The following is a 19402-nucleotide window of genomic DNA, read 5'->3' as shown; positions in this document are numbered from 1 at the left end:
GAGACGTCGCCGGAGCAGAGGGCGAGGGGCGGATGCTGCGGGGTCAGGCGACGCGGTCGGCGAGGAGGGCGAGCCGACGCGAGCCGACGCGCGTCATCAGCAGCGTCGCGGAATCGTCGCCGCGCAGGGCGAGCTTGGTCCGCAGAGCGGCGGGATCGATGTCGACGCCGCGCTTCTTGATCTCGAGCGACCCGATCCCACGGGCACGCAGCACCTTGGTCAGCGCCCGCGTGTCGGCGGGAACCTCCTCGCGTACGCGGAAGGTCGACACGAACGGGCTCGTCAGCGCCGTGTCCGACGTGAGGTAGGCGATGCCGGGGGCGAGCATGCCCGCATCGAGGGCGCGGGCGACATCGCCGATGAGCCGGGAACGGATGACCGCGCCGTCGGGTTCGTGAACGAAGGCGCCCAGGTCGCGGGCCGGTGCGTCTTCGGCGTCGGCGGCACTCGTGATCTCCCAGGTCTCGGCGCCGCGCATCACGAGCGCGGCGCGGCGCACGCCCTCGCGGGCGAGTCCGCCCGACCAGAGCACGAGTTCGACCGTCGAGCCGTCGGAGCTCACCCACTGCGCTTCGAGATCGTCGGGGATCGCATCGCGGTCGTGCGCGGGCCCGAGCTTCATGCCCCCGGGAAGCCGGTTCATCGTGTCGAAAGCCCAGTCGAGAGGGGGCGAGTAGTCCGCCGCCGAGACCCGGGTGGTCTCGGTGTGCCCCGGCGTCCGGCGTGCCGGGTCGAGCCAGACTCCGTCGACACCGGCGAGGTCGGTCTGCTCGGCGGTGCCGTGGCGCACGTCGACCGTGCCGCCGAAGGGGGCGAGGTTGTAGGCCGCGATGGCCGCCGTGACCTCGTCGGCATCGACGGCGCGGACGTTGAGCCCGAGGGCCGCGAGCCCCATCGCGTCGCCGCCGATACCGCAGCCGAGGTCGGCGACGGTGATCATGCCCGCATCGCGGAAGCGTGCCGCGTGACGCCCCGCGATCGACAGGCGCGTGGCCTGTTCGAGCCCGGCCCGGGTGAACAGCATCCGCTCGGCGAACTCACCGAACTTCGCCGAAGCGCGGCTGCGAAGCCTGGCTTGACCGACGACGGCCGAGACGAGTTCGGGGGAGTGGCCGGCCGCGCGGAGGCGCGAGACAGTGCGTGCCACATCGTCGGCAGCCCCGGGGGTGGTCGAGGTCTCATCGAGCAGACGCAGCCCGTCGGGGGTGAGGAGGGCTGTCAGCTCGGCGATGTCCATCGCTCCCACACTACGGGGCGGAGCCGCGAGGATCGGGCTACCGCAGGCGCCGTCATTGGCACTCGCGTTGCATGAGTGCCAGCAGTTCCCTAGACTTGGGTTTAGCACTCTCCACGTGCGGGTGCTAACGAGTCTTCCGTACCGAAGCGTCAAGAAAGAAGAGGTAGACCGTGTCGGTTTCCATCAAGCCGCTCGAAGACCGCATCGTCATCCAGCAGGTCGAGGCTGAGCAGACCACGTCCAGTGGTCTCGTCATCCCCGACACTGCCAAGGAGAAGCCCCAAGAGGGCAATGTCGTGGCTGTCGGCCCCGGCCGCATCGACGACAACGGCAACCGTGTTCCGATCGACGTCGCCGTCGGCGACCGCGTCATCTACAGCAAGTACGGCGGCACCGAAGTGAAGTTCGGCGCCGACGACTACCTGGTGCTCTCGGCGCGCGACGTCCTGGCGGTCGTCGTTCGCTGATCGCGATCTGTTTCGCGAAGGGCTCGGATGCTTCTGCATCCGGGCCCTTCGTCATCCCCGGGGCAACTGGCAGTAATCGCGTCAGTCTCGGCAGTCGGCGGGCCATGAACGCCGCCTCCGTGTCTCCGGCGAGACCTAGGCTTGTCGAGTGACAGACCGGATGACGAAGCCCGCACCCGGTGCCACCGGTTCACCTTCTCGCGAGATCGCGGTCGGTGGGTTCTACGCGTTCATCGCTTATCTGCTGTGGGGCTTTCTCCCGCTGTACTTCCTCCTCCTCGTTCCGACCGGCGCGTGGGAGGTCGTCGGGTGGCGCATCGTGCTCTCGCTCGTCTTCTGCGCCGTCCTGCTCGCCGTCGTCCGCGGGTGGTCTGCCCTGTGGCGGATCGTCCGACAGCCGCGACTGCTCGGGCTCACGGCGCTCGCCGGGGCACTCATCTACGTCAACTGGCAGGTGTTCCTTCTCGGAACCCTGAGCGGTCACGTCATCGAAACGAGCCTCGGCTACTTCATCAACCCCATCGTCACCGTGCTCCTCGGCGTCCTGGTGCTCCGCGAACGGTTGCGCCTCACGCAGTGGATCGCGATCGGCATCGCGGTCATCGCCGTGGTCGTCATCATCGTCGGGTACGGCACGTTCCCCTGGATCGCGCTTTCGCTGGCCGCGTCCTTCGGGTTCTACGGACTCGTGAAGAAGAAGATCGGCCCCGCCGTCGACGCCGTCAGCGGTCTCACCCTCGAGTCGGCGTGGCTGCTTCCCGTCGCCCTCATCCAGCTCGCCGTTGTCGCCGCGACCGGTGGCCTCACCTTGTTCACCGCCGGCGCCGGCCACGCGACCCTTCTCCTGCTGGCGGGGGTCTTCACCGCGACGCCGCTGCTGTTCTTCGCGGCGGGCACCCGGCGTGCACCGCTCAGTCTCGTGGGGCTGCTGCAGTTCGTCGCGCCCATCCTGCAGTTCATCACCGGGGCGTGGCTGCTCGGAGAGCCGATGCCCCCCGAGCGGTGGATCGGTTTCGCTCTCGTCTGGGTCGCGCTCCTCGTTCTGACCGTCGACTCGCTCGCCGCCGCCCGCCGCGGGCGCACCGCGCCATCGGACGTCGCCGAACTCACCTGAGCGCCGCTGACGAACACATCGTGCGGCGCCGCGCATCATTTGTGCGTTGATAACGATTAAGTCGCGTTACACATCGTTAACGAACGGCAACACCGGCGAGACGAGCGGACCAATAGGTTTAGGGCACTGGGCCGGTTCCCGAACCGCGCGCCCGCAATCATTCACAGCAAGGAGCAACATGAGCGTCATTTCACGTTCGCGTGCAGGCAAGGTCCTCGGCGGTATCGCCTTGGTCGGTGTCAGCGCACTCGTCCTGGCAGGCTGTGCCGGTGGCGGCGGAGCAGCTGAATCCTCCGCACCCGCAGCCGAGCCCGGCAGCGACATGACCCTGAAGATCGGCACGGCGCTTCCCCAGACGGGAACGCTCGCCTTCCTCGGCCCGCCCGAAGAAGCCGGTGTCGCGTACGCCGAGTCGCTCATCAACGAAGCCACCGCCGACACCGGACTCACCCTCGAGACCGTCTTCGGCGACTCCGGCGACACCGACAACAAGGCGTACGAGACCGAGATCCCGCGTCTGCTCGGCGAAGATGTCTCGGCGATCATCGGTGCCGCATCGTCGGGTACGTCGCTGCAGTTCATCGACCAGGTCGTCGGTGCGGGCGTCATCCAGTTCTCGCCGGCCAACACGTCCGACGCCTTCACGACCTACGACGACAACGGTCTGTACTTCCGCACCGCTCCGTCCGACGTCCTCCAGGGCGAGGTCCTCGGTAACCTGATCGCCGAAGACGGCGCTCAGTCGCTCGGACTCATCGTGCTGAACGACTCCTACGGAACCGGCCTCGCGAAGTACGTCTCCGAGGCATTCGAAGCCGCCGGCGGCGAGGTTGTCGCTGAAGCCACCTACAACACGGGTGACACGACGTTCGACTCGCAGATCAGCACGGTTCTCGCGGCCGACCCCGACGCGATCGCGCTGATCACGTTCGACGAGGTCTCGACGATCCTGCCGAGCCTCTTCGGTCAGTTCCCCGCCGAGGGCCTGTACTTCGTCGACGGAAACCTGAAGAACTTCACCGACGCGGGCTTCGCGCCCGACGCCCTCACGGGTGCCAAGGGTACGCTCCCGGGTCTGTCGATCGACTCGATCGGCGACTTCACGTCGGCGCTCGACGAGTTCGTCTCCACCAACGGAGACGCCCCTCTGGCCGACTACAGCTACGCGGCGGAGTCTTTCGACGCCACCGTGCTGCTGGCACTCGCATCGCTCGCAGCCGGTTCCACCGACTCCGAGGCGATCGCCGGCAAGCTGCAGGAAGTCTCCGGCGGTACCGGTGACGGCGAGAAGTGCGAGTCGTACGCCGACTGCGCCGAGATCATCCTCGGAGGCGGCGTCGCCGACTACGACGGTGTCTCGGGTCCGATCACGTTCGACGACGCCGGTGACCCCACCGAGGCGTCGATCGGCATCTACGAGTACGTGTCGGACAACTCGTACGTCGCGTACGAGGGCTGATCCGCAGTAACCCTCACAGGAAGGGCCCCGGTCTTCGGACCGGGGCCCTTTCCCGTTCCCGCAGGCGGGAACTGCTTCGACCTCTTCCCGCGAAAACGACGAGAGGGGCGGATGCTTCGCAGCATCCGCCCCTCTCGTGTTTCTCGTCGGTCAGACGCCGAGCGTTCCGAGATACAGCTCGGTGACCTTCGGGTCGTTCAGCAGCTCACGACCGGTGCCCGTGTAGGCGTCGCGGCCCTGGTCGAGGACGTAGCCGCGGTCGCAGATCTGCAGGCAGCGACGAGCGTTCTGCTCGACCATGATGCAGGTCACGCCGGCCTTGTTGATCTCGGAGACGCGGATGAACGCTTCGTCTTGACGGACGGGCGAGAGTCCCGCAGACGGCTCGTCGAGGAGCAGCACCTTGGGGTCCATCATGAGCGCACGGCTCATCGCCACCATCTGGCGTTCTCCGCCCGACAGTGAGCCGGCGCGCTGTTTGAGCCGCTTGCCCAACTCGGCGAAGATGCCCGTGACGAACTCCAGACGCTCCTTGTAGATCTTGGGGTTCTGGTAGAGCCCCATCTGCAGGTTCTCTTCGATCGTGAGGCTCGGGAAGACGTTGTTGTTCTGGGGGATGAAGCCCACACCTCGGCGCACGAGCTTGTCGGCCTTGAGGCCGGTGATGTCATCGCCCTCGAGCTGCACGGTGCCGCTGCGAACGTTCACCTGCCCGAAGATCGCCTTGAGCAGCGTCGATTTTCCCGCGCCGTTGGGCCCGATGATGCCGATGAGCTCGCCCTGGTTGGCCACGAGCGAGCAGCCGTTGAGGATGTTCACACCCGGGAGATATCCGGCATGGACGTCGTCGACGAAAACGACGGGGGTCTGGGTGGCGGTGGCGCTCATGCGCGGTTCCCTTCGTCTTCGGCGACGCCCTGTTCGACGAGCAGCGTCGCGTCGGCGTCGATGGATGCGTCGGCATCCGTCGTCGGGTCTGCTTCGACGACGTCGACGCGGCCGGTGACGACTCCCAGGTCGAGATCTTGGTGTGCGCCCAGGTAGGCGTCGATGACCGCGGGGTTCTTCATCACCGAGATCGGGTCGCCCTCGGCGACGATCTTGCCCTCGGCCATGACGACGACCCAGTCGGCGATGTGGCGCACCATGTGCATGTCGTGCTCGACGAACAGCACGGTCATACCCAGGTCTTTCAGATCGAGGATGTGGTCGAGGAGCGACTGGGTCAGCGCCGGGTTCACCCCGGCCATCGGCTCGTCGAGCATGACGAGCGTCGGGTCGGTCATGAGCGAACGCGCCATCTCGAGCAACTTCCGTTGCCCGCCCGAGAGCGAGGCGGCGAAGTCGTCGGCCTTCGCGTCGAGCTTGAACTTGGCGAGAAGAACCATGGCGCGTTCGGCGATCTCGTCGTCCTGCTTGCGCCACAGGGCGGGGATCAGGCTCTGCCAGAAACGCTCGCCGCGCTGTTTGCGCGCGCCGAGCTTCATGTTGTCGAGAACCGTCAGCAGGCCGAGCGCCTTGGTGAGCTGGAACGTGCGGACGAGGCCCATGCGCGAAACGCGGTAGGCCGGGATGCCCGAGAGCGATTTGCCCTCGAACGTCCAGGTGCCGCTGTTCGGCTTGTCGAACCCCGTGAGCAGGTTGAACAGCGTGGTCTTGCCCGCGCCGTTGGGACCGATGAGTGCCGTGATCGCGCCGCGCGGAACCTCGAGGTGCTGCACGTCGACGGCGGTCACACCCCCGAAGGTGCGGGTGACGTTGTCGGCGACGATGATCGGGTCGACCTTCTTGACCCCGGGCACCGCGTCTCCGATGTGGAGGCCCGTCGCCTTCGGCCGCGAGACCGGCGCGGAGACCGTTGACTCGAAGGGAGCGTCGCTCGAACCGGGTGAGGTGCTATTTGACAAAGGTCAGCTCCTTCTTGTTGCCGAGGATTCCCTGCGGCATGAAGATCACGAGAGCCATCAGCGCGACACCCACGAGGATGAAGCGCACCGTTCCGGCCTGGATCTCCGACATGAACGGCAGGACGCCCGCGCTCACGAGAGCGGGGAGGACGTTCGAGAGGAAGGTCTGCAGCACCCAGAAGATGAGCGAACCGAGAAGCGGGCCGAACACGGTGGCCGCGCCGCCCAGGAGGAGAGCGGTCCAGATGAAGAAGGTCAGCGACGTGACGTACACACCGGGGCTGACCGCCGACGGCAGGGCGTAGACGATTCCTCCGGCCGCTGCGAGGATTCCGCCGAGCACGAGGGCCTGCAGCTTGTACGAGAAGACGTTCTTGCCGAGCGAGCGCACGGCGTCTTCGTCTTCACGAATGCCCTTCAGCACGCGACCCCACGGGCTGCGAACCAGCAGCCACACCACGAGCGCGCCGATCGCGAGAGTGATGAGGCCGACGATGCGCACCCACCAGTCGGTCTCGTTGTACGTCCACGGGCCGAATCCGTAGGTTCCCGGCGGGATCGGGTTGGCCGCGCGGAAGCTGGCGTGGTACCCGCTGAGACCGTCGGCGGAGCCGGTGACATCGTCGAACGCCGTGGTGAGGAAGAGCAGCCGTACGACTTCGGCTGCGGCGATCGTGACGATCGCGAGATAGTCACCGCGCAACCGGAGTGTGGGGATGCCGAGGATCAGCGCGAAGATCGACGCGGCGACCAGGCCGATCAGCGCAGCGGCCCACCAGGGGAGGCCGAAGCTCAAGACCGAGATGGCGTACCCGTAGGCGCCGACAGCCATGAAGCCGGCGATGCCCATGTTGATCAGTCCACCGAAGCCGAAGTGCACGGCCAGGCCGAGCGCGGCCAGGGCGTAGCCCATCGTCGCGGGGCTGAGGATCGAAGATGCGGAGTTCGAGAGGATCTGTAGCCAGTCCATGTTCGCGCCTAACCTATTCTTTCGCGGCGGCCGAGGATGCCCTGCGGGCGGAAGAGCAGGATCACGATGAGCACGACCAGCGCCGTGGCGTACTTCAGATCCGAGGGGACACCGAACAGGGTCGAGACCTCGACGAGGAGGCCGACGATGATCGAGCCGACGAGGGCGCCGAGTGCCGTGCCGAGACCGCCGAGGGTGACGGCGGCGAACATGAGCAGCAGCACCTGCGCGCCCATGTCCCACTTGATGCCGGGTCGGAAGTAGGCGTACAGCACGCCCGACAGCGCGGCGAGGCCGCCGGCGACGACCCACACGACGCGGACGACGAAGTCGACATCGATGCCGGACGCCGAGGCGAGCGACGGGTTGTCCGAGATCGCGCGGGTCGCCTTGCCCAGCCGGGAGTAGGTCAGCCAGGCCGCGAAGGCGACGATGACGACAATCGAGATGGCGATCGAGACCATGTCGATGACACTCAGCTGCACGACGCCGAACAGCGGGATCTTCGGCTCGGACGAGAAGGGGAGCTGGCTCGTGCCGCCGCCGATGAAGTACTGGAAGAGGTAGCGCATCGCCAGCGAGAGTCCGATGCTCACGATCATCAGCTGCACCGCACCCACGCGCCTTCGCCGGAGCGGTCGCCACAGGATCATGTCGAGGATGAGTCCGAGGCCCGCGCCGAGGATCACCGCCAGCGGGAATCCGACCCAGACCGGGAGGGCCAGGGTCGCCGGGCCGACGAGGAACAGTGCGATGACGGCACCGAAGGTGACCATCTCACCGTGGGCGAAGTTCGAGATTCCGGTCGTGCCGAACACCAGCGAGAGGCCGACGGCCGCCAACGCGAGCATCAGGCCGAAGCTCAGGCCCTGGACGACGCGCTGAACCAGCTGATCGGCGAACCCGGTGACGTTGCGCTCACCCTCACCGATGAAGAAGTTGACGCTGACGCGCCCACCGGCGCCCATCTCGACCTCTTTGACATTGGGGGTGTCATCGGGCGCGACGCCTTCGGCGGCGTCGGCAACCACGGCGATGCCCTCGGGGAGGCTCGACTCGTCGAGGGTGACCGTGTACGTCTCGCCGCGCTCGGGGACGCCGACTCGCCACTGGCCTTCGGCGTCGGTCTCGACCTCTTGCGTGCCGCCGGGGCCATCGATGACGAGAACGGTTCCCTCGAGGGGTGCGCCGTCGAGTTGCACGTTGCCGCTGATGCGGTACGGATCGTCTTCGGCGGCCATGGCGGGCGTCGCGCCGGCCACGAGACCGAACAACGTGAGCAGCAGCGCGACGACGGCGGGGATAGTTCCCGCACGGACGCGTCGTGGCGCGGTGGTGGTGGGACTCACGAATCCTCCAGTCGGGGGCGCCGACATCGAGTCGTATCGGCGGTGATGACGACGTTACGAGCGTAATGTGTCGGTGGTGTTTCACGGCGTAGCGCGACCATCGCACCGACGCTCTCCGGAATCATAGGTGTAGAGGTCTCTCCTCATAGCATCCGGGGGAATGAACCTCGTTCACCCGCGCTTAGAATCGGTATCGGCGCGCGTGAGCGCACCGGCCGTCGTCGTCCTTTCGAGCAACGCGCCGAGCGCGCAGGAGAACCGAGAATCATGGAGTACAACGATCCCTTCGGCTTCGTAGGTCTGACTTACGACGACGTCCTGCTGCTTCCGGGTCACACAGACGTGATTCCGAGCGAGGCAGACACCTCGTCACGCGTGTCGCGGCGCATCACGGTGGCGACCCCGCTGCTCTCGAGCGCGATGGACACCGTCACCGAAGCGCGGCTGGCGATCGCCATCGCTCGAGAGGGCGGGTTGGGCATCATCCATCGCAATCTCTCGATCGAAGATCAGGCGGCGCACGTCGACCGCGTGAAGCGCAGCGAGTCGGGCATGATCTCCGACCCGATCACGACGACCCCCGACGCGACCATCGAAGAGGTCAACGACCTCTGCGCGAAGTACCGCATCTCGGGCCTCCCCGTCATCGACGAGGACAACCGTCTCGTCGGCATTGTGACGAACCGCGACATGCGCTTCGTTTCGGGCTTCGAGCGCCAGACCACCTTCGTCCGAGACGTCATGACGACCGAGGGCCTCATCACCGGGCCGGTCGGAATCAGCGCGAACGAGGTCATCGCGACCTTCGCGAAGCACCGGGTCGAGAAGCTTCCCCTCCTCGACGACGAGGGCAAGCTCGCGGGACTCATCACGATCAAGGACTTCGACAAGAGCGAGAAGTATCCGCTGGCGACGAAGGACGAGCACGGCCGACTGCGCGTCGGTGCAGCCATCGGTTTCTTCGGCGACGCCTGGCAGCGCGCCGAAGCCCTCCGCGACGCCGGTGTCGACGCGCTCGTCGTCGACACCGCCAACGGCCAGTCGGCGGGCGTGATCGACCTGGTCCGACGCCTCAAGGCCGACTCGACGTTCGACCACATCGACATCATCGGCGGAAACGTCGCCACGCGAGAGGGCGCCCAGGCGCTCATCGACGCCGGTGTCGACGCCGTCAAGGTGGGTGTGGGCCCCGGGTCGATCTGCACCACCCGCGTGGTGGCGGGGGTCGGCGTGCCGCAGGTGACCGCGGTCTACGAGGCTTCGCTGGCCGCGCGTGAGGCGGGCGTGCCCGTGATCGCCGACGGCGGACTGCAGTATTCGGGCGACATCGCGAAGGCGCTCGTCGCCGGCGCTGACACCGTCATGCTCGGCTCGCTCCTCGCCGGCACCGACGAGTCGCCGGGGGAGATCGTGTTCCAGGGCGGCAAGCAGTTCAAGCAGTACCGCGGCATGGGATCGCTCGGAGCGATGCAGACCCGGGGTAAGAAGACGTCGTACTCGAAAGACCGCTACTTCCAGGCCGACGTGCCCAGCGACGACAAGCTCATTCCCGAGGGCATCGAGGGCCAGGTCGCCTATCGCGGCCCGGTCGCTGCGGTCGCCTACCAACTGGTCGGCGGGTTGCGTCAGTCGATGTTCTACGTCGGGGCTCGCACGATCGACGAGCTGAAGGCCAAGGGCAAGTTCGTTCGCATCACCGCTGCAGGGCTCAAAGAATCGCATCCGCACGACGTGCAGATCGTCGTCGAAGCGCCCAACTACAAGAAGTAGCGGCGGCTACGCTGAGCGCATGTTCGCCCGGCGTTCCCACCCCGACGCGACCCAGTCGACGCGTCGGCTCGAGGGCTTCACCGACGGCGTCTTCGCGATCGCGGCGACCCTCCTCGTGCTCGATCTGACGTCGCATCCGATCGGCGCGGTGAGTTCCGACGATGATCTCGTCAGTGCGCTGTTCGGGATGGGCGAGCTGTTCCTGAACTTCGTGTTGAGCTTCGTGCTGCTGTGCCTGTTGTGGATGACCCACGTTCAGCAGTTCGAGCACGTCGCCCGGGTCGACGGCGTGATCGTCTGGTTGAACAACGCCCGGCTGCTCTTCATCGTGCTCGTGCCGTTCGCGACCGGTCTGATGACGGAGTATCAGCAATACCTCGTCGGTCGTCTGGCGATGCCGGTCACGTTCTCCCTCGCGGTGATGTGCAGCTGGCTCCAGTGGATCTGGGCGCAGCGCCATCGTGCGCAGATGCTCCCCGACCTGACCGACGGACAGGCCCTCGCCATCGGTCGCGGAGGCATGAGTGCCGCGATCATCTCGATCGCCGCGGTCGCGCTGGCCACGGTCATCGGCTCGGTCGCATTCGTCCTTTTCCTCCTCGACCCGGTACTGACTCGGCTGCTGCAGCGCGGGGCCTCCCGCGCAGCATCCTGATCCGCTGACCCGCACCGTTTCGCGGGTGCAGGGTGTGGCACGCGATTCGGTGCGGGCGAGCGCGGCCGGCTCGGGGCCCGGGGGTCCCGCCCCTCGGGCCCCGGGCAGCGGGCGCGGTCAGGCGGTGAGCTGCGGCTCGTGGGCAGGGGCGGCGGATGCTGCGGGGGTGCGCGGTGAGCGACCGGCGGGCAGCCAGAGCGCGATGACGGTCGCCGCGAGAAGCACGCCGGCTCCGATGAAGACGGCGGGTCGGGCGGCGTCGACGTAGAGGTCGGGGCGGAGCTCGCCACCCGCGCTGACGAAGACCGCCGTCATCACGGCCGTCCCGAGCGCGACGCCGAGCTCTCGGACGGTCGAGTTGACCCCCGAAGCCTTCGCGTGGTCGATGACGCCGAGGGTCGCCAGCAGCGCCGTCGCCGAGGGGGCGAAGACGAGTCCCATTCCGACGCCGGCCAGGACGAACGGGACGACGAGCTGGGGGTAGTCGAGCGTCTGCGACATGACGGTGGCGATCCAGGCCAGGGCGACGCCCTGGAAGAGCAGGCCGGCGACCATCAGAATGCGGGTTCCGATCCGCGGCGCGAAGATGCCAGCCAGGGGAGCGATGAACATCGGTGCGAGGGTCCAGGGTGTCGTCTGCAACGCCGCCTCGAGGGGGGATGAGCCGCCGACGACCTGCATGTACTGGATCAGGATGAACACCGCTCCGAACGTGCCGAAGCTGAACGCGAAGCCGACGATGTTCGTCACCGAGAACGAGCGGTCGCGGAAGAGGCGGAGAGGAATGAGCGGTGCCTTCGCCCGCGACTGCCACACCAGGAAGGCGACGACGAGCACCACCCCGACGATGATCTCGGCGACGACGCCCAGCGAGCCCCAGCCGTCGTCGTTGCCGCGGACGATCGCATGGACCAGCGCGAGAACGCCGCCGCCGGCGAGCACGGCGCCGACCACGTCGATTCGGGCGCGCGAGCCGAAGTCGTTGTTCAACGCCCACCAGGCGAGCGGAATCGCGATGACGGCGACGGGGACGTTGAGCCAGAAGATCGACTGCCAGTTCCACCCTTCGATGACGGCCCCGCCGACGAGGGGGCCGACGGCCACCCCGAGCCCCGAGACGCCGCCCCAGATGCCGATGGCGAGTGGGCGGCGTTCAGGGGCCACGGCTCCCGAGATCAACGCGAGGGACAGCGGAAGCACCCCTGCCGCGCCGAGACCCTGCAGCGCCCGAGCGGCGATGAGCTGGCTCGGATCGACGCTGAGAGCGGCGAAGACCGACCCGATGCCGAAGAGGGCGATGCCCGCGAGAAAAACGGTGCGCCGACCGAGGCGGTCGCCGAGGGCGGCGGTGACGAGGATGAAGCTCGCGAAGACGAGCGTGTAGGCGTTGACGAACCACTGCAGCTCTTCGACGGTGGCCCCGAGCTCGCTGTGGAGCACGGGGAGGGCGTTCGTCATCACGAGGTTGTCGAGGGTTGCCATGAACATCGGAAGGGATGCTGCGGCGAGCACGAGTCCGAAGGCTCGGCGCCGCGGAGGACTCGCGACGGGGGTTGAGGCGGACATGGCCGCTCCTTTCGATGAGTTGTAATCGAATGATTACTACAATGAGAGCGACTGTAGTAATCGACTGATAACATGTCAAGCATGGACACTCAGGCAGCGACGCCCGCCGATCCTTCACCGCGTATGAGTTCGGAGGACCGACGCGAACAGATCGTGCAGGGCGCCCTTGCCGTGTTCGGGTCGAAGGGATATGTCGGGTCGACGACCGACGATGTCGCCCGGGCGGCGGGCATCTCGCAGCCGTACGTCGTGCGCCTGTTCGGGTCGAAAGAGAACCTCTTCCTCGCCGCGATGGACCGCGCACTCGATGAGCTGCTCGCGGCCTTCCGCCGGGGACTCGCTGAGACCACAGACGCTCGGCCGACCGCGAACCGCATCGGTGACGCGTACGTCGACCTGCTGCGCGTGCGCGGCCTGCACCAGACGCTGTCGCACTGCTTCCTGCTCGGCGGCCACCCCGTCATCGGCCCGGCCGCGCGGCGCGGGTTCGCCACGGTCTGGCGATTCCTGCGCGACGAGGCCGGTTTCGACGCCGACACCGCGCGGTCGTTCCTGGCGGAGGGCATGCTCATCAACACGTTGATCGGGCTGCGTCTCGTCGACGACTACGGCAACGACCCCTCGATCACAGAACTCTTCCTCGCGTGCTTCCCGACAGAACTCCCCGAGGTGCTCGAGATCGCTCCTCGCGGCAACGCTCCCTGGTGACGGGACGCTCAGCATCCGCTCGTCCAGCCCGCGCGAGGCGAAACAGGGCGCGGGTAGGCTGAGGTGGTGAGTATGGAGATCGAAGTCGGACGCGCCAAGCGCGCTCGCCGCGCGTACACCTTCGACGACATCGCGGTCGTGCCATCACGGCGCACGCGTAATCCCGAAGACGTCTCGACCGCTTGGACGATCGACGCGTTCCAGTTCTCGATCCCTGTTCTCGGGGCGCCGATGGACTCCGTCGTGAGCCCGCGCACGGCCATCATGCTCGGGCAACTGGGCGGACTCGGCGTGCTCGATCTCGAGGGGCTGTGGACCCGGTACGACGATCCCGAGCCGCTGCTCGCCGAGATCGCCGCGCTCGGCGACGGTGAGGCGACCCGCCGCATGCAGGAGCTGTACTCCGAGCCGATCAAACCCGAGCTCGTGCGCGACCGGCTCGCCGAGATCCGCGCCGCGGGTGTCACCGTGGCCGGATCCCTCACCCCGCAGCGCACGCAAGACCTCTACGAGACGGTGGTCGCCGCCGGCGTCGACCTCTTCGTCATCCGCGGTACGACGGTCTCGGCCGAGCACGTGTCATCGGTCGACCAGCCGCTCAACCTGAAGAAGTTCATCTACGACCTCGACGTGCCCGTGATCGTCGGAGGCGCTGCCACCTACACCGCGGCGCTGCACCTCATGCGCACCGGCGCCGCGGGAGTGCTCGTCGGATTCGGCGGGGGTGCCGCATCGACCACTCGCGCCACGCTCGGCCTGCACGCTCCGATGGCGACCGCGGTCGCCGACGTCGCCGGGGCGCGCCGCGACTACCTCGACGAGTCGGGCGGCCGCTACGTGCACGTCATCGCCGACGGGGGAGTCGGAACGTCGGGCGACATCGTGAAGGCACTCGCCATGGGTGCCGACGCCGTCATGCTCGGCGTCGCGTTGGCGCGGGCGACGGATGCGCCGGGGCACGGGTACCACTGGGGCCCGGAATCGCACCACGCCCAGCTTCCGCGCGGCCGACGCGTGCGGGTCTCGCAGGTCGGCCCGCTCGAAGAGGTGTTGTACGGCCCGGCGCTCGTGGCCGACGGCACCGCGAACCTCATCGGCGCGCTCCGCAAATCGATGGCCACCACCGGGTACTCCGACCTCAAGGAGTTCCAGCGCGTAGAGGTCGTCGTCGCGCCCTACGCCCACTGATGACAGATCGCTCGGACACCGAACTCGCGGCACCGGAGGTCTTTCCTCCGACGTTGCGCGAAGTGATGGTGCGCCCTCGCTGGATCGGCGTTCTCTTCGTGTGTCTCGTCGTGGCGGGCGCATTCGCGTGGCTCGGGCAGTGGCAGCTGAGCCGAGCGATCGACACGTCTCCCGCCCCGCCCGGCGCGACCGAGCAGGTGCGCCCCATAGACGAGGTCGTGGCTCCGGGCGAGTACCTCCCCGAGCCGCTCGTCGGCCAGCAGGTCGAGGTGTCGGGGCAGTGGATTCCCGAGGACTTCCTCGTCGTTTCGACGCGGTTCAACGACGACGTCGAGGGGTATTGGGTCACCGGGCAGTTGCGCGTCAGCGATCAGGGCGAGCCGGTTTCTCTCGCGGTGGCCGTCGGTTGGACGAGCGACCGTGAGCGGGCGGATGCTGCAGCATCCGCTCTCTCTGAGGAGGCCGTCTCGTCGCCCGTTTCCGTCGACCTGACGGGCCGCATCATCTCGGACGAGGGGCCGGGGCTCCCTCCGGGCGCCGATCCGCAGGAGATGCCGCGAATGTCGCCCGCTGCGCTGCTCGCCCGCTGGCACGACGTGGAAGACCTCGAGGTCTACCGCCCGTACCTGACCGCTTCGGAGCCGTTGGGCGGGCTCGACGCCATCTCGTCGCCCGCTCCTGCCGAGGGGTCGAACGTCAACTGGCTGAATATCTTCTATGCCGCCGAGTGGGCGGTCTTCGCCGGGTTCGCCTTCTATCTCTGGTATCGCCTCGCGCGTGACGCGTGGGAGAAAGAGGTCGAAGACCTCGACGACGAGGCGGCCGCGGCGAGCTGACCGGTGACGGGCGACCTTCGCTCAGCACGGGATGAACGATCGGTGTCTCGCCCGTACACGGGCAGTGCCCGTGTCGAGACCACGGCACTGCCGGGGGATCAACGTTGGTCGATGCAGATGAATAGTCCTCGAACGCTGGTGAATTCCGGTTCGATCTCTGCAAAGCGGCACTGACGCCCCGCCACACTCGAGACGAACTCGCTACCCGAGCGAGTGTGCGCCTTCGTGCGCTCCTTCGCCGGATCCCGAGTCCGGCCCTCTCGAGAGGTGTTCCGCGTGCCTCGATTCGCGCGTCCCGCAATGATCACGGCCGGCTGCCTCGCCGTCGTGATCGGCCTGGCCAGCTTCGGAGGCGGCGTCGCCGTCGCCGCCGGCGGAGGCCTCGCGCCGCCCGCCGTCGACCCGAAGACGGTTCATGCTCCCACCGCCGCACCCGACCGGGTGATCCTCACTCCGGCCGAGACGCCGACCACGAGCCAATCGGTGACGTGGCGCACCTCGAGCGCCGTCACTACGCCGCGCGTGGAGTGGACGCTGAGCGGGCCCAGCACCCCGACGGGTGCGCAGTCGGTGGATGCGGCCTCGACCGTGCGCTACGACGCCGACCTCGGGTACGAGGTCGCGCACCACACGGCGACCATCCCCGGGCTCACGGCCGACACGACGTACATCTACCGCGTCGGCGACGGCGAAACCTGGGGCGAGTGGCTGGAGTTCACGACCGCGAGCGAAACGCCCGGCGACTTCAGCTTCTTGGTTCAGGGCGACGCCCAGAACGACAACAAGGCCTACACCTCGCGGACGTTCCGCGCCGCTTTCGAGGCTCGACCCTACGCACGTGCCGTGGTGCACGCCGGCGACCTCATCGACACCGACAACAGCGACGCCGAGTGGGGCGAGTGGCACGAGGCCGCTGCCTTCTCGAACCAGTACCTCAACGTGCTCGCAGCGACGGGCAACCACGAATACTGGCCGTCCGACGTGCTGTCGCGCAACTGGCGCGCACAGTTCGAATACCCGCTGAACGGGCCTGCCGCGCAGCCGACGCTGAGCGAGACCGTCTACTACGTCGACTACCAGGGTGTGCGGTTCGTCACCCTCGACTCGACCCAGGCCGGCGCGGCCGCCTCCCGCGACGCGCAGACCGAGTGGCTCGACGGAGTGCTCGCGAACAACCCGAACCAGTGGACCGTCGTCACCTTCCACCACCCGGTGTTCTCCGTGACGAGCGGCCGTGACAACGCGGTGCTCCGGAACGCCTGGCTGCCGCTGTTCGAGAAGTACGACGTAGACCTGGTCGTGCAGGGACACGACCACGCCTACGGCCGGGGCAACCTGGTCGCCAACCAGCAGAACCTGCCCGCCGGAGCCGACCCCGCGAAGAGCCACACCGGCCCCGCCTACCTGGTGAGCGTCGCCGGCCCGAAGATGTACGTGCCCGATCCGGCCGGGGCGAACAACTGGACGGCCAACGGAGCGAACCTCCGCGTCGTCGGCCGCGACGTGCAGCTGTTCCAGACCGTCGATGTCACCGCTGACGGCCGCATGCACATCGAGGCACGCACGGTCGACGGTGCCCTCTTCGACGCCTTCACCATCACCAAGGATGCTGCGGGCAACAAGCTCGTCACCGATGACGACACCGCGTGGACGGGCGGCCCCGGGTCGACTCGCGACGGAGTCGCCGCTCCCGGCACGCCCGACCCCGAGCCGACGCCGACGCCGACTCCGACGCCGACGCCGACCGCGACGCCGGAGCCCACCGCGACGCCGGAGCCGACAGCGACGCCGGAGCCCACCGCGACGCCGGAGCCGACCGCGACGCCGGAGCCGACCGCGACGCCGACGCCGACCGCGACGCCGACTCCGACGCCGACCGCGACGCCGACGCCCACCGCGACGCCCGAGCCCACCGCGACGCCCGACCCGACGCCCACCCCGACGGTTCCGCCCACGGCGAGCCCCCAGCCGACGACCGTTCCCACCCCGGGGCCGGACGGCGGCACGCCCGATCCGACCACCCCTGCCATGGCCATGATGCTCGGCGACAGCACGGTGGCCTCGGGCGGTTCGCTCTCGGTCTCGGGAACGGGCTTCGCACCCGGCGAACGCGTGGCGATCGAGCTGCACTCCTCCCCGGTCACCCTCGCGCTGGCCACCGCCGATGCGACAGGCGCCATGGAGGCCACCGTCACGATCCCCGCCGACACCGATCCCGGCGAGCACACGATCGTCCTCACCGGTCTCGATTCGGGTCGGTCGGCGAGTGCCGCCATCACCGTCACTCAGCCGGCGGGCGCCGCGGCCGGTTCGCTGCCCGCCACGGGTGCTGCTCTGCCGCTCGGCCTGATGGTCGTCGGCGGCGCCCTCGCCGTCGGCGGCGGCATCGTCGTCAGCCGTACCTTCCTCCGCAACCGAAAGGCCTCCTGATCATGGCTCGCTTCCGCACCGCCGGGCGCGTCCTGGCCGCCGGGCTCACCTTCGGCGTCATCGCGGCGAGCGGTGTGCTCGTCGCCACCGCGCCGGCCACCGCAGCATCCGTGCCCGTTGCCGAGCGCTACGCGCCGCACATCGTTCCCGACCGCATCACCCTTCTGCCCGGGGAAGACCCCACGACCCAGCAGGTCGTCTCATGGCGGTCGTCGACCGGCGTGAAGCAGGGCGTCGTCGAGTACCGCACGATGACCGCCGAGCCCTACCCCGGCGGCATCGTCGCGATCGATGCGCAGAAGCGCGTCGAGCAGGTGACGCAGTTCGGGTACACGAATGTCGTCCACACGGCGACCCTTTCGGGCCTGCGCCCCGGGGCGACTTACATGTACCGCGTGGGCGACGGCACGAACTTCAGCGAATGGCAGGACTTCGACACTTCTGCCGCCGATGACGAAGACACGTTCTCGTTCCTGTACTTCGGAGACGTGCAGAACGGCATCCTCAGCGACGCATCGCGCGTCGTCCGCAACGCGTTCCGCGACCGTCCGAACGCCGACCTCGTGCTGCAGATCGGCGACCTCGTCGACGACGCAGAGTCGGAAGAGCAGTGGGGCCAGCTGTACGAGGCCTTCTCGTACGGTCTGGGCACTCAGGATTTCCTGACGACGCCGGGCAACCACGAGTACGAGGGCCGGCTGTCACCCCAGTGGGACAGCATGTACTCCTACCCCGACAACGGACCCCAGGGCGAGGGCGCGATCTACGACCAGCTCCACGGCACGGTGTACTACACCGACCACGAGGGTGTGCGGTTCATCTCGATGAACAGCAACGTCGTCGACACCGAGGGTCTCAGGGTGCAGGGCGAGTGGCTGCAGAAGGTGCTCGACGAGGGCACGCAGCAGTGGACCGTCGTGTACTTCCACCACCCCGTGTACTCGCTCGACGAGGGGCGCAACAACCTCGGCATCCGCCAGGAGTGGGGCCCGATCCTCGAGAGCAACAACGTCGATCTGGTGCTCAACGGCCATGACCACGCCTACGGCCGCGGCAACCTGCTCGCCAACGAGAAGAACCTGCCCGAAGGCGCCGACCCCGAGTTGAGCTCGACGGGTCCGGTGTACGTCACCTCCAGCGTCGGGTCGAAGTTCTACAACGCGGGTCCGCGGCACTGGAACGAGAACGAGGGGCACCTCCGCCGCCTCGAGACCGGCCTGCAGACGTACCAGATGATCGACGTCAGCGGCGGAACCCTGCGTTTCGAGTCGCGTACCGCCGACGGCGATTTCTTCGACGGCTTCACCATCACGAAGGACGGCGACGAGAAGCTCGTCGTCGACGGCGTCGAGCCGCAGGTCATCGATCCCGGAACCCCGCCGCCCTGCCTGGGGTGCGAGAACCCGGACCCGACCGATCCGACCGACCCCACCGACCCCGAAACGCCGACCGGCGAGTTCGAGTACGAGCAGACCGCTCTGCTCGACGCGGTCATGCCGAACGGAACGACGGATGCTGCACACACCGCCGCTCTGCCGGCCGGCACCGCCTACGACCAGACGCGCGACGTGCTCTACCTCGGCGACCAGAACGGCCGGAAGATCTTCGAGATCGACCCCGACACCGACGCGGTCAAGAGGGAGATGACCCTGCCGGAGAACATCCGTGACCTGGGCATCGACGAGGAGAAGCAGCTGCTCTACGTCGGTCAGCAGAACAAGAACTGGATCGTGGTGTCCATCGCGG

Annotated in this window: 16 protein-coding genes; 10 read left to right on the top strand and 6 right to left on the bottom strand. The window is 67.9% G+C overall.

The window, feature by feature from the left end:
- Window positions 1-43 precede the first annotated feature (43 nt).
- The gene (locus ACFXQA_RS14250) at window positions 44-1237 is read right to left on the bottom strand and encodes a class I SAM-dependent methyltransferase (RefSeq protein ID WP_394520538.1); all 1194 of its coding nucleotides are present in this window, start codon (window positions 1235-1237) and stop codon (window positions 44-46) included.
- A gap of 170 nt (window positions 1238-1407) precedes the next feature.
- Between ACFXQA_RS14250 and groES the strand changes: the two genes are divergently transcribed.
- The 3 genes from groES to ACFXQA_RS14235 all read left to right on the top strand — a co-directional run bounded on the left by groES (window position 1408) and on the right by ACFXQA_RS14235 (window position 4277).
- On the top strand, window positions 1408-1704 hold the full coding sequence (gene groES, locus ACFXQA_RS14245) for a co-chaperone GroES (RefSeq protein ID WP_394520537.1): 297 nt from the start codon (window positions 1408-1410) through the stop codon (window positions 1702-1704).
- A 160-nt stretch (window positions 1705-1864) separates the two neighbouring features.
- The gene (rarD, locus tag ACFXQA_RS14240; protein ID WP_394520565.1) at window positions 1865-2818 is read left to right on the top strand and encodes an EamA family transporter RarD; all 954 of its coding nucleotides are present in this window, start codon (window positions 1865-1867) and stop codon (window positions 2816-2818) included.
- A 178-nt stretch (window positions 2819-2996) separates the two neighbouring features.
- Window positions 2997-4277 carry an ABC transporter substrate-binding protein gene (locus tag ACFXQA_RS14235; RefSeq protein ID WP_394520536.1) on the top strand — a complete coding sequence of 427 codons (1281 nt, stop codon included), beginning with the start codon at window positions 2997-2999 and terminating at the stop codon, window positions 4275-4277.
- Window positions 4278-4427: 150 nt separating this feature from the next.
- Here the strand turns inward: ACFXQA_RS14235 and ACFXQA_RS14230 are convergent, their stop codons facing one another.
- The 4 genes from ACFXQA_RS14230 to ACFXQA_RS14215 form a co-directional block, all read right to left on the bottom strand.
- On the bottom strand, window positions 4428-5165 hold the full coding sequence (locus ACFXQA_RS14230) for an ABC transporter ATP-binding protein (RefSeq protein ID WP_394520535.1): 738 nt from the start codon (window positions 5163-5165) through the stop codon (window positions 4428-4430).
- Window positions 5162-6091 carry an ABC transporter ATP-binding protein gene (locus tag ACFXQA_RS14225; RefSeq protein ID WP_394520564.1) on the bottom strand — a complete coding sequence of 310 codons (930 nt, stop codon included), beginning with the start codon at window positions 6089-6091 and terminating at the stop codon, window positions 5162-5164. Before ACFXQA_RS14225 ends, ACFXQA_RS14230 begins: the two co-directional genes overlap by 4 nt.
- Before the next feature lie 82 nt (window positions 6092-6173).
- The gene (locus ACFXQA_RS14220; RefSeq protein ID WP_394520534.1) at window positions 6174-7154 is read right to left on the bottom strand and encodes a branched-chain amino acid ABC transporter permease; all 981 of its coding nucleotides are present in this window, start codon (window positions 7152-7154) and stop codon (window positions 6174-6176) included.
- Window positions 7155-7162: 8 nt separating this feature from the next.
- The gene (locus tag ACFXQA_RS14215) at window positions 7163-8503 is read right to left on the bottom strand and encodes a branched-chain amino acid ABC transporter permease (protein WP_394520533.1); all 1341 of its coding nucleotides are present in this window, start codon (window positions 8501-8503) and stop codon (window positions 7163-7165) included.
- A gap of 267 nt (window positions 8504-8770) precedes the next feature.
- Here ACFXQA_RS14215 and guaB point away from each other — a divergent pair, with 267 nt between their 5' ends.
- Window positions 8771-10273 (top strand): IMP dehydrogenase, encoded by a 1503-nt coding sequence (guaB, locus tag ACFXQA_RS14210; protein WP_394520532.1) that lies wholly within the window; start codon window positions 8771-8773, stop codon window positions 10271-10273.
- Between the two features lie 19 nt (window positions 10274-10292).
- Window positions 10293-10928, top strand: a complete 636-nt coding sequence (locus ACFXQA_RS14205) for a TMEM175 family protein (RefSeq protein WP_394520531.1) — start codon at window positions 10293-10295, stop codon at window positions 10926-10928.
- A gap of 117 nt (window positions 10929-11045) precedes the next feature.
- Here the strand turns inward: ACFXQA_RS14205 and ACFXQA_RS14200 are convergent, their stop codons facing one another.
- A complete protein-coding gene (locus ACFXQA_RS14200) occupies window positions 11046-12494 on the bottom strand; it encodes an MFS transporter (RefSeq protein WP_394520530.1) in 1449 nt (482 codons plus the stop codon).
- 81 nt (window positions 12495-12575) lie between these two features.
- On the opposite strand from ACFXQA_RS14200, the gene ACFXQA_RS14195 reads away from it, so the two are divergent.
- From ACFXQA_RS14195 to ACFXQA_RS14175, 5 genes are all read left to right on the top strand, one after another.
- A complete protein-coding gene (locus ACFXQA_RS14195; protein ID WP_394520529.1) occupies window positions 12576-13202 on the top strand; it encodes a TetR/AcrR family transcriptional regulator in 627 nt (208 codons plus the stop codon).
- 72 nt (window positions 13203-13274) lie between these two features.
- Window positions 13275-14390 (top strand): GuaB3 family IMP dehydrogenase-related protein, encoded by a 1116-nt coding sequence (locus ACFXQA_RS14190; protein WP_394520563.1) that lies wholly within the window; start codon window positions 13275-13277, stop codon window positions 14388-14390.
- 65 nt (window positions 14391-14455) lie between these two features.
- Window positions 14456-15226: an SURF1 family protein gene (locus ACFXQA_RS14185; protein WP_394520562.1), complete on the top strand. Its 771-nt coding sequence runs from the start codon at window positions 14456-14458 to the stop codon at window positions 15224-15226.
- A gap of 276 nt (window positions 15227-15502) precedes the next feature.
- Entirely contained in the window at window positions 15503-17656 is a 2154-nt protein-coding gene (locus ACFXQA_RS14180; RefSeq protein WP_394520528.1) for a purple acid phosphatase family protein, read from the top strand.
- Window positions 17657-17658: 2 nt separating this feature from the next.
- Window positions 17659-19402: purple acid phosphatase family protein (locus ACFXQA_RS14175; protein WP_394520527.1), on the top strand; the 1744-nt coding region annotated here is incomplete at its 3' end.

The organism is Microbacterium shimangi (assembly GCF_043556445.1).
Lineage (GTDB): Bacteria > Actinomycetota > Actinomycetes > Actinomycetales > Microbacteriaceae > Microbacterium.
The sequence above is the reverse complement of the archived record's forward strand: the minus strand, read 5'-3'. Positions and strand labels throughout refer to the sequence as shown.

Bases quoted from the DNA above. Each gene is read 5' to 3' on its own strand.
- ACFXQA_RS14230 (WP_394520535.1), bottom strand. From the start codon at position 5,165: ATGAGCGCCACCGCCACCCAGACCCCCGTCGTTTTCGTCGACGACGTC.
- ACFXQA_RS14250 (WP_394520538.1), bottom strand. From the start codon at position 1,237: ATGGACATCGCCGAGCTGACAGCCCTCCTCACCCCCGACGGGCTGCGT.
- ACFXQA_RS14195 (WP_394520529.1), top strand. From the start codon at position 12,576: ATGGACACTCAGGCAGCGACGCCCGCCGATCCTTCACCGCGTATGAGT.
- rarD (WP_394520565.1), top strand. From the start codon at position 1,865: ATGACGAAGCCCGCACCCGGTGCCACCGGTTCACCTTCTCGCGAGATC.
- ACFXQA_RS14235 (WP_394520536.1), top strand. From the start codon at position 2,997: ATGAGCGTCATTTCACGTTCGCGTGCAGGCAAGGTCCTCGGCGGTATC.
- ACFXQA_RS14190 (WP_394520563.1), top strand. From the start codon at position 13,275: ATGGAGATCGAAGTCGGACGCGCCAAGCGCGCTCGCCGCGCGTACACC.
- ACFXQA_RS14205 (WP_394520531.1), top strand. From the start codon at position 10,293: ATGTTCGCCCGGCGTTCCCACCCCGACGCGACCCAGTCGACGCGTCGG.
- ACFXQA_RS14200 (WP_394520530.1), bottom strand. From the start codon at position 12,494: ATGTCCGCCTCAACCCCCGTCGCGAGTCCTCCGCGGCGCCGAGCCTTC.
- ACFXQA_RS14185 (WP_394520562.1), top strand. From the start codon at position 14,456: ATGGTGCGCCCTCGCTGGATCGGCGTTCTCTTCGTGTGTCTCGTCGTG.
- guaB (WP_394520532.1), top strand. From the start codon at position 8,771: ATGGAGTACAACGATCCCTTCGGCTTCGTAGGTCTGACTTACGACGAC.
- ACFXQA_RS14220 (WP_394520534.1), bottom strand. From the start codon at position 7,154: ATGGACTGGCTACAGATCCTCTCGAACTCCGCATCTTCGATCCTCAGC.